The sequence below is a fragment of the Azospirillum sp. UFLA03-27 genome, assembly GCF_059803775.1.
Window position 1 is genome coordinate 1 of the sequence record NZ_JAUQTX010000287.1, and the last position, 8009, is coordinate 8009.

Here is an 8009-nt window from a genome sequence, read left to right on the forward strand (position 1 = left end):
TCCGTCGAGGACGGTGAATCACGCAGCCCAGTTGCCGTAAACTCCTTCTGAATCGGTAACCCCTGAAAGGGCTCTAGAGCAACCGGCTTGTTGTCCTTGAACAGGAGATGCCGGTCTGGATGAAGGCGAAAAGCACCGAACGTGATCACAGTTCCGGCCGCAGTCTCCGTTCGGAATGGGGCTTGAACCATGATGCGACCTAGCTCCGGTTAGCAAGAATGCGCCATGACGCTGTTGCACTGAGGTCACGAGAGCTGATGCCGGCAGTGCGGCATACCCAAACAATGGAGACAGACGAGGTCGAGCATGCGGTTCTGGAACAGGACGGCGCCATCAATCCCGGTCTACCGGCGGTCGTTGGTATGGAACCCTACAAGACCTCGATGACGTGTTTGTAGCGGCTGAAGCAGGCCTCCACTAGCGTGCGCAGGTGGTAGCGCCAGAACGTCGTGAACAGCTTGGCCAGCATCCGCAACAAGCTGAGCGATGCCCACGGCCGCGGACGCAAAGCGGTCCGCCCGTCGGCACGGCATGCGGAGCTGGCGGTGAACCTCGCTGGGACGGTGGCGGCCTTCCTGGTGTCGACGTGGCAAGCCCGCCAAGCGTCCCAACCATGAAGCGCCCCGCTCCCCAATGTCACGCGGTGCGCTCTCCGCTCATGGCGGCAGCAACGAGGGCCTGCGCTTCGCCAGCCACAGCCCGGCCCGCCTCCCGGCGCTCGCTGTAGCGGTCGGTCAGATAGTCGCTGCGGTCGCGCACCAGCAGGGTGAACTTCACCAGCTCCTCCATCACGTCCACCACGCGGTCGTAGTAGGGCGACGGCTTCATCCGGCCGGCCTCGTCGAACTCCTGGAACGCCTTGGCCACCGACGACTGGTTCGGGATGGTCACCATGCGCATCCAGCGCCCCAGCACCCGCATGGCGTTGACCGCGTTGAACGACTGCGACCCGCCCGACACCTGCATCACGGCCAGCGTGCGCCCCTGCGTCGGCCGGACCCCGCCGCTCTCCAGCGGAAGCCAGTCGATCTGGCATTTCAGAATGCCGGTGATGGTGCCGTGGCGCTCCGGGCTGACCCAGACCTGCCCCTCCGACCATTGCGACAGCGCCCGCAGTTCGGCCACCTTGGGGTGGTCAGGGGGTACGCTGTCCGGCAGCGGCAGGTCGCGGGGATCGAAGACGCGCGTCTCCGCCCCCATGCGCTGGAGCAGACGCGCGGCCTCCTCGGTGAGGAAGCGGCTGTAGGAGCGCTCGCGCAGGGAGCCGTAGAGCAGCAGGATGCGTGGCGGGTGGGTGGACACATGCCCAGGCGTCAGCTTGCCAAGGTCCGGCGGCTCGAAATAGCGCTCGTCCAGGCTCGGAAGGTCCGCGCCATTCTCACTATCATGCTCAGACATGCCGACACTCTCCGGTGATGGTTCCATGGCGGAGCCGGGCCATCAGGCGCCGGCCCGCCCCTCGTACCAGGGCTTGGTCGCCTTGACGATCTTCACCACCGACAGCATCACCGGCACCTCGACCAGCACGCCGACGACGGTGGCGAGCGCCGCCCCGGAGCCCAGGCCGAACAGGCTGATGGCCGCCGCCACCGCCAGCTCGAAGAAGTTCGAGGCGCCGATCAGCGCCGCCGGCGCCGCCACGCACCACGCCACCCCGAACCGGCGCGACAGCCAGTAGGCCAGCCCGGCGTTGAGGTAGACCTGGATCAGGATCGGCACCGCCAGCAGCAGGATGACCAGCGGCTGGGCCAGGATCTGCTCGCCCTGAAAGCCGAACAGCAGCACCAGCGTGGTCAGCAGCGCCACCAGCGACACCGGCTGCAGCAGCGACAGCGCGCGGGCCAGGGCGGGCTCGCCGCCCGACGCCAGCAGCATGCGGCGCCAAAACTGGGCCGCGACCACCGGCAGCACGATGTAGAGCGCCACCGACAGCAGCAGCGTCCCCCAGGGCACGGTGATCGACGAGACTCCGAGCAGCAGCCCGACCAGCGGCGCGAAGGCGAAGATCATGATCAGGTCGTTCAGCGCCACTTGGCTCAGGGTGTAATGCGGCTCGCCCTCGCACAGGTTCGACCAGACGAAAACCATCGCCGTGCAGGGGGCCGCCGCCAGCAGGATCAGGCCGCCGATGTAGGAGGGGATCTCCTCCGCCGGCAGCAGCGGAGCGAACAGGTGGCCGATGAACAGGGAGCCGAGGAGCGCCATCGAGAAGGGCTTGACCGCCCAGTTGATGACCAGCGTCACGCCGACGCCGCGCCAGTGCTCCTTGACCCGGCCCAGCGCGCCGAGGTCGATCTTCAGCAGCATCGGCACGATCATCAGCCAGATCAGCACCGCCACCGGCAGGTTGACCTTGGCCAGTTCGGCGGCGGCGATGGCCTGGAACAGCCCGGGGGCCAGATGGCCGAAGGCGATGCCCGCGACGATGCACAAGCCCACCCAGACGCTGAGGTAGCGCTCGAAGAGGCCCATGGCGGGGCGTTCCGCCGGGGCGGCGTGGATGTCAGCCGTCATGTCGATGGTCCTGTCAGGAGGCTGGGGTGACGCGCCGCCCGGCGGCGTCGACGACCGGCTCGCCGTCTTCCTTGGCGAAGGCGCCGCGCTGTGGAGCGGGGAGGAGATCAAGGACCGCTTCCGACGGCCGGCACAGGCGCACGCCGAGCGGCGTCACTACGATCGGCCGGTTGATCAGGATCGGATGCGCCATCATGGCGTCCAGCAGCGCCGCGTCCGTCAGCGCGGGATCGTCGAGACCGAGTTCGGCGTAGGGGGTGCCCGTCTGCCGGAGCACGGCCCGCACCGGAATTCCCATGCGGCGGATCAGCGTCACCAGTTCGTCCCGGCTCGGCGGCGTCTTCAGGTACTCGATCACCGTCGGCTCGACGCCGCTGTTGCGGATCAGCCCCAACGTGTTGCGCGACGTTCCGCAGTTGGGGTTGTGATAGATGGTCACCACGCTCCCGGCCACCAGATCCTCGGCCGGCTGCGCGAGGTCCGCGCGCAGGCAGACGGCGCTCCCCGGGCACAGGCCGGCGAACTGCGCACTGGACTGGATTGCCGAAGGAGCTAAGGCCCGCTCCACCCGCTGGAAACCGAGACGTTGGAAGAAGCCGGCGGCGCCGGTGGTGAGCAACCACAGCCGCTCGACCCCCAGTGTGACCGCCTGTGCGCACACGGCCGCCACCACGATGCGGCCGCCGCCGGCGCCGCGCCGCTCGGCCGGCACGACCACGGAACGCAGCAGGGCATCGGCGCCATGGACCTCCAGCCCGCCATAGCCGAGCGTCCCCTGATCGTCCGCAACGCGCCAGAAGCGCCGGCCGGGCTCGCCGAGATCGTCGGTCGGCAAGCCGTTGGCTGCCAGCAGGCGGGCAAGCGCCGGGCGCTCCGCGTCGGCCAGCGGGGTGACGCACTTGGTCATGCGTCGTTCCCCGCGGCCATGTCGTCGAGCCTGCGCTTCAGGGCCAGCCGGTCGAGCGAGGTGAAGGGCAGGCTGGCGAAGGCCTGGATGCGGCGCTGGATCTGTCCGAACACCGTGGCGGTGAAGGCGGCCTTCTCGGCGTCCGAGCCTTGGGCGCTCGACGGGTCCGGGAAGCCCCAGTGCGCCGTCATCGGCTGGCCCGGCCACACCGGGCAGACCTCGCCGGCGGCGCTGTCGCAGACGGTGAAGATGAAGTCCATATGCGGCGCCCCGGGCTGGGCGAACTCGTCCCAACTCTTGGAGCGCAGCGTGGCGGTCGGAAAGTCGAGGCGCTCCAGCAGGTCGTGGACGTGCGGGTTGAGGCGCCCGGTCGGCTGGCTGCCGGCGCTGTAGGCGCGGAAACGGCCGCGGCCCTCGCGGTTGAGCAGGCATTCGGCCATGACGCTGCGGGCGCTGTTGTGGGTGCACAGGAACAGGACGTTGTAGACGTGGTCGGTCATTGCGGGATCGCCTTTTCCAAGCCGCGGGGGCGGCGGGTCGGGTCAGGTGTCGGGGCCGCAGCTCGCCGGGCTGCAAGCACCCGCCTGGAGGAGGTCGGTTGAGCACAGCTCGGGACGGCCCTGGCAGCAGTCCTCCATCAGGAAGGCGATCAATTGCCGGGTGCCCTCGTAGTCACAGGCGTAGAAGATTTGCCGCTGGACCCGCCAGGAGCGCAGCAGCCCGGCGCGTTCCAGCGTCGCCAGATGGTGCGACAGCGTCGAGCCGGGCACGCCAACCTGCTGGGCGATGTCCCCGGCGGTCAGCCCGTTCGGTCCGGCCTGGATGAGCAGGCGGAACACGGCCAAGCGGGTGTCCTGGGCCAGGGCGGCGAAGGCATCGATGGCGTTCTTCGTTTCCATATTTCGACGATAGTCGAATCATCGATATGAGGCAAGTGGTTTGCTTCTCGGCGCATCACCCCTCGCTCTCTGGCCGATCCGCTCAATGTGGCGGTTGTGGATGTCCGATGCCTGCGACCACCCTCTCCAGCAGCTTGAAGACGGAGAACAGCGTCACCACGGTCAACGCCTTGATCGTTTCGCCGACGGTCAGCACGCCCGCCCTGACCATGTTGGCCAACACCCAGCCGGGTTGGCTTCAACGTGTTCTCCGGGACGGAGTGGAAATGTGGTGAGGAGCGGCATCAGCCATTTCGCGCCATGCCTTTTGATTCAAGCATCGGACCGCCGCCGCGGACAGTTGGCGCAGCACCGCACGACGTTGGCGCGCTCGGAGCTTCCCGGTCGGCAAGGGGCCATGGGCGTCCAAGGCGAACTGGACGGCCTGCGCGATGTGATGGTGGATCGAGAGGAACATCGTCGGCCTCCTCGGCGATGACCTGGAACTCCGCGTCGATCGTCCGCGTGGTATCTGGGGCCGTCAGCGCCGGTATCGATGGGGACATGCCGTGGGACGGGCCGCTACTCGCCTTTCGGCCGGCCAACATATGGCCTGGGAGGTGTGGAGCCCGATCCGGCCTTGCGGAGCGAGTTGCGCACGGCACTCGCCGGCTTCATCGGCCGGCCGCTGTCCATGGCGCTGATCGCCAACGCGCAAGCGGCCGTCGCGGGGGGCTATCGGGACGTCGGCGACCCGTTCGTCTCGGTCAGCGTTCCCCCGCAGGAAATTTCCGCCGGCATCCTCAGCCTGCAGGTGATCAAGTTTGGATTGGGCCGAGTCTCCACCCAGGGGGAGGGCCAGGGCCGGGGCCGCACCAGCGCGCCAACCGTGCCCGCTCGGCGGTGCGGTCCGTTGTCGAGCATGTCTTCGCGGACCAGAAGGAGCGCATGGCGTTGTTCATCCGCACCATCGGCCTCGGTCGCGCGACGGTGAAGATTGGCATCGCCAACGTTGCCTACAAGTTTCGACGCCTGATCTGGCTCGAGGGGCAAATTGCGCCCGTATAGCGCCAAAACCGTCGCATACTTCCGACTTTTCAGCCAAAACCGAGAGCTCATCCCCCAAAAAAACGCCGTTTATCCCTTCCCGTGGCCCCTTGTTACCATCAACCCGCACTCAGAGGCGGTTTATCGAGGTGTTCTGCTGCCGGGCCGAGAGGCGCCAACAATCCTGCAGTCTTTGGTCGGCGGAACCATCGACGTCGACCACCCCACAGCCAATTGGACGGAACTGCTGCGGCTGGCAACCTCGATCCGTTCGGGCACTGCGACGGCCTCGGCCATACTACGGCGGCTTGCGGCTTACCCACGGCAAAATGGCTTGGCCTTGGCACTTCGGGAACTGTGCCGTATTGAACGCAGCGCGTTCACCTTTCAGTGGTTGCGTGAGCCTGAACTTCGTCGACGCGCCAACGCCTGACTCAACAAGGGAGAGGCACGGAATGCCCCGGCCAGGGCGATCTTCTTCAATCGCCTGGGGGAAATGCGTGATCGCAGTTTCGAGAATCAGGTCTTCCGCGCCTCGGGGCTGAACCTGCTGGTGTCGGCGATCATCCTGTGGAACACACGCTATCTCGAAGCTGCCTTGGCCGAGTTGGCAAGCCAGGGCCATGCCGTCGTGTAGTGACCCCTGTGCGGGTTTGCTTGCCCTGGCGCTCGCCATGGACTGCCATCACGAGCAGGTTTTCGCCCGCCGCCCTTCCGTCCGGACCAGCCGCCTGCTGGGGTGGGCGGGATGACTGGGGCTCGTGCTGTCGCTGTCGCCCGCGGTGCTGGTGTCGATGCTCCCACACGCGCCGCGGGCTGCGTTGAGGCTCGGTCCCACGGCGCTGCTCTGCGCCCCGTTCCCTGCACTTCTTGGATGAGGACGCGGTTTTTCCGCAACGCCGCCTTGCGTCCGGCGCCTGTGCGCGAAGCCGAGGAAATGTTTCACCATTGTGAAAATATGGATATCCTGCACAACCGTGGAATGCCCCCGGCCGTGTGAGCGGACCGTGGCCGACACAGGAGAACGGGCAATGAGCGGACGGACCTCTCCCATCGCATCGGCGGTACCCGGACGCATCCGCGTGCGCCACCCGCTGCTGCGCCGGACCGACCGCTTCCAGGAGGCGCTGGGCCGCCTGGAGACTCTGAATGCCGTCCGGGTGACCGGGAGCAACCCGGCGGTGGGCAGTGTTCTGCTGAGCTACGATCCCGCCGTGTTGATGCCGGATGACGCCCGGTCCCAGGTGGAGGCGCTGCTGTCGGCGGTCCTGCACCCCGCTGAGGCTTCTCCGGTACCGGACGACCCCGCCCCCGTCGCGGAAAGCAAGCCGGCCGCTCCGGAGCTGAAATGGCGGATCAACCGTACGGCCAAGATCGGGATGATGGGCAGCATGGCGGCGACCCTGGCGGCGCTGGGGGTGGGCAAGCGCGTCCATGCCGGCTTCGGCACGCTGTTCGTCGCCTTCATGCTCGTCCACATGACCGTGCAGCGCAAACGCCTGTTCCAATGAAGGATTGTGACCCAAGCATGCCCGACGATTTCCTGAACCGGCTGGCCGCCGCCCTGACCATCGCGCACCACATTCCGGGCCGGGTGCGGCTGAAGCTCGACGGCGCCGCGGAGCGCGGTCTGGCGGCGCTGGCGGACGACGCCAAGGCGCTGCACCGGGCGCTCACCGGGGCGGAGGGCATCCGCTCCGTCGCGCTGAACCCGCTCGCCCGCTCCTGCACCATCGAATACGACCCCACGGTGATCCCGCCCTCGGCGTGGCCGGATCTGCTGCGGGGGGAAGCCAGCGCGGCGGCGGGGACGCTGCTGCGCATCGCCACCGCCGGGTTTGCGGGCGGTGCGCCGGAAAGGAGACCATGATGCTGCCGCTTCTGACATTCGCGTCCGGCGTGATCGCCGGGGCCATCGGCGTCCGGATGATGAAAAACGCCAAGGTCAAGGCCGATCCGAAGATCGCTGACCTAAAGTCCGTCGATGTGAAGGCCGCCGCCCGCGAGGGCGCCGGCAAGGCCCAGACCGCGGTGCGCGAGGCCGCGGTCACCGGCCTGCTCGCCATTGAGCGGACCTCCGCCGGTCTGCGCTCCCGCCTCGCCACGCCCGTGGACGCGGCAGCGGAGGAGCCGGTTGAGGAAGCCCCAGCGGATGTGGCGCCCGCAAAGGAAGATGTGGCGGAACCGGTGAAGTCCGAGCCGACGCCGTCCGCCGCACCGGGGGCCGCGTGAAACGCGCGAAGCGGCGCGGCGCGGCGCGGGGCTCCGGCACGCTCGCCGCCGACTTCACCCGCGGCATGGTGGCGACCGGCCTGCTGACCGCCGTCCAGGACCGCTGGGTGACGGGCGCCGAGCCTCCCGCGCCGCGCACCATCCTGCGCCACGGCCTGCAGGGCGGTGCCGCTCTGGCCGCCGCCAGCGTCGCCGCCGATGCCCTGCGCAACCGCGACTACGTGCGCCTCGCCCTGGCGGTCGCCGCCGGGGCGGCGGGCGTGGTCATGATCGAATATCTGCTGAATCCGGCGGACGAGCCGCCGCAAGAACTGCCGAAGAACGAGGGCTCCCATGGCTAAGAAGACCAAGAAGGCGTTGAGGAAGCTGAAGAAGCAGCAGCGCCAGTACCTGTCTCTTATACACATCTGACGCTGCCGACGATTATACGC

Annotated in this window: 13 protein-coding genes and 1 pseudogene; 8 read left to right on the forward strand and 6 right to left on the reverse strand. The window is 67.9% G+C overall.

Going from position 1 to position 8009, the window contains the following annotated elements:
• Window positions 1–449 precede the first annotated feature (449 nt).
• Window positions 450–617, forward strand: a complete 168-nt coding sequence (locus Q4I23_RS28135) for an abortive infection family protein (RefSeq protein ID WP_454019391.1) — start codon at window positions 450–452, stop codon at window positions 615–617.
• 19 nt (window positions 618–636) lie between these two features.
• Here the strand turns inward: Q4I23_RS28135 and arsH are convergent, their stop codons facing one another.
• The 6 genes from arsH to Q4I23_RS28165 form a co-directional block, all read right to left on the reverse strand.
• A complete protein-coding gene (gene arsH, locus Q4I23_RS28140; protein ID WP_498528391.1) occupies window positions 637–1398 on the reverse strand; it encodes an arsenical resistance protein ArsH in 762 nt (253 codons plus the stop codon).
• 42 nt (window positions 1399–1440) lie between these two features.
• Window positions 1441–2472, reverse strand: coding sequence for an ACR3 family arsenite efflux transporter (arsB, locus tag Q4I23_RS28145; RefSeq protein WP_498528398.1), 1032 nt, complete (start codon window positions 2470–2472; stop codon window positions 1441–1443).
• A gap of 55 nt (window positions 2473–2527) precedes the next feature.
• Window positions 2528–3421, reverse strand: a complete 894-nt coding sequence (gene arsN2 / locus Q4I23_RS28150; protein WP_498528392.1) for an arsenic resistance N-acetyltransferase ArsN2 — start codon at window positions 3419–3421, stop codon at window positions 2528–2530.
• A complete protein-coding gene (locus Q4I23_RS28155) occupies window positions 3418–3921 on the reverse strand; it encodes an arsenate reductase ArsC (RefSeq protein ID WP_454020042.1) in 504 nt (167 codons plus the stop codon). The genes arsN2 and Q4I23_RS28155 overlap by 4 nt, the downstream gene beginning before the upstream one ends.
• 42 nt (window positions 3922–3963) lie before the next feature.
• Window positions 3964–4320, reverse strand: a complete 357-nt coding sequence (locus tag Q4I23_RS28160) for an ArsR/SmtB family transcription factor (RefSeq protein WP_498528393.1) — start codon at window positions 4318–4320, stop codon at window positions 3964–3966.
• Between the two features lie 82 nt (window positions 4321–4402).
• Entirely contained in the window at window positions 4403–4540 is a 138-nt protein-coding gene (locus Q4I23_RS28165; RefSeq protein ID WP_454020040.1) for a hypothetical protein, read from the reverse strand.
• A gap of 315 nt (window positions 4541–4855) precedes the next feature.
• Here Q4I23_RS28165 and Q4I23_RS28170 point away from each other — a divergent pair, with 315 nt between their 5' ends.
• From Q4I23_RS28170 to Q4I23_RS28200, 7 genes and pseudogenes are all read left to right on the forward strand, one after another.
• Window positions 4856–5293, forward strand: coding sequence for a POTRA domain-containing protein (locus tag Q4I23_RS28170; RefSeq protein WP_498528394.1), 438 nt, complete (start codon window positions 4856–4858; stop codon window positions 5291–5293).
• Between the two features lie 216 nt (window positions 5294–5509).
• A pseudogene (locus Q4I23_RS28175) lies at window positions 5510–5977 on the forward strand (Tn3 family transposase); the annotation flags it as partial.
• 43 nt (window positions 5978–6020) lie between these two features.
• Window positions 6021–6098, forward strand: a complete 78-nt coding sequence (locus Q4I23_RS28180) for a hypothetical protein (protein WP_498528399.1) — start codon at window positions 6021–6023, stop codon at window positions 6096–6098.
• 279 nt (window positions 6099–6377) lie between these two features.
• Window positions 6378–6857: a hypothetical protein gene (locus Q4I23_RS28185; RefSeq protein WP_498528395.1), complete on the forward strand. Its 480-nt coding sequence runs from the start codon at window positions 6378–6380 to the stop codon at window positions 6855–6857.
• A 17-nt stretch (window positions 6858–6874) separates the two neighbouring features.
• Window positions 6875–7216 (forward strand): cation transporter, encoded by a 342-nt coding sequence (locus tag Q4I23_RS28190; RefSeq protein ID WP_498528396.1) that lies wholly within the window; start codon window positions 6875–6877, stop codon window positions 7214–7216.
• Complete coding sequence (locus Q4I23_RS28195; RefSeq protein ID WP_454020036.1) at window positions 7213–7578, forward strand: hypothetical protein; 366 nt, start codon at window positions 7213–7215, stop codon at window positions 7576–7578. Before Q4I23_RS28190 ends, Q4I23_RS28195 begins: the two co-directional genes overlap by 4 nt.
• Entirely contained in the window at window positions 7575–7919 is a 345-nt protein-coding gene (locus Q4I23_RS28200; protein WP_498528397.1) for a hypothetical protein, read from the forward strand. Before Q4I23_RS28195 ends, Q4I23_RS28200 begins: the two co-directional genes overlap by 4 nt.
• The last annotated feature ends 90 nt before the right edge of the window (window positions 7920–8009 follow it).

Bases quoted from the DNA above. Each gene is read 5' to 3' on its own strand.
- arsH (WP_498528391.1), bottom strand. From the start codon at position 1,398: ATGTCTGAGCATGATAGTGAGAATGGCGCGGACCTTCCGAGCCTGGAC.
- arsB (WP_498528398.1), bottom strand. From the start codon at position 2,472: ATGGGCCTCTTCGAGCGCTACCTCAGCGTCTGGGTGGGCTTGTGCATC.
- arsN2 (WP_498528392.1), bottom strand. From the start codon at position 3,421: ATGACCAAGTGCGTCACCCCGCTGGCCGACGCGGAGCGCCCGGCGCTT.
- Q4I23_RS28155 (WP_454020042.1), bottom strand. From the start codon at position 3,921: ATGACCGACCACGTCTACAACGTCCTGTTCCTGTGCACCCACAACAGC.
- Q4I23_RS28160 (WP_498528393.1), bottom strand. From the start codon at position 4,320: ATGGAAACGAAGAACGCCATCGATGCCTTCGCCGCCCTGGCCCAGGAC.
- Q4I23_RS28170 (WP_498528394.1), top strand. From the start codon at position 4,856: ATGGGGACATGCCGTGGGACGGGCCGCTACTCGCCTTTCGGCCGGCCA.
- Q4I23_RS28180 (WP_498528399.1), top strand. From the start codon at position 6,021: ATGGACTGCCATCACGAGCAGGTTTTCGCCCGCCGCCCTTCCGTCCGG.
- Q4I23_RS28185 (WP_498528395.1), top strand. From the start codon at position 6,378: ATGAGCGGACGGACCTCTCCCATCGCATCGGCGGTACCCGGACGCATC.
- Q4I23_RS28190 (WP_498528396.1), top strand. From the start codon at position 6,875: ATGCCCGACGATTTCCTGAACCGGCTGGCCGCCGCCCTGACCATCGCG.
- Q4I23_RS28195 (WP_454020036.1), top strand. From the start codon at position 7,213: ATGATGCTGCCGCTTCTGACATTCGCGTCCGGCGTGATCGCCGGGGCC.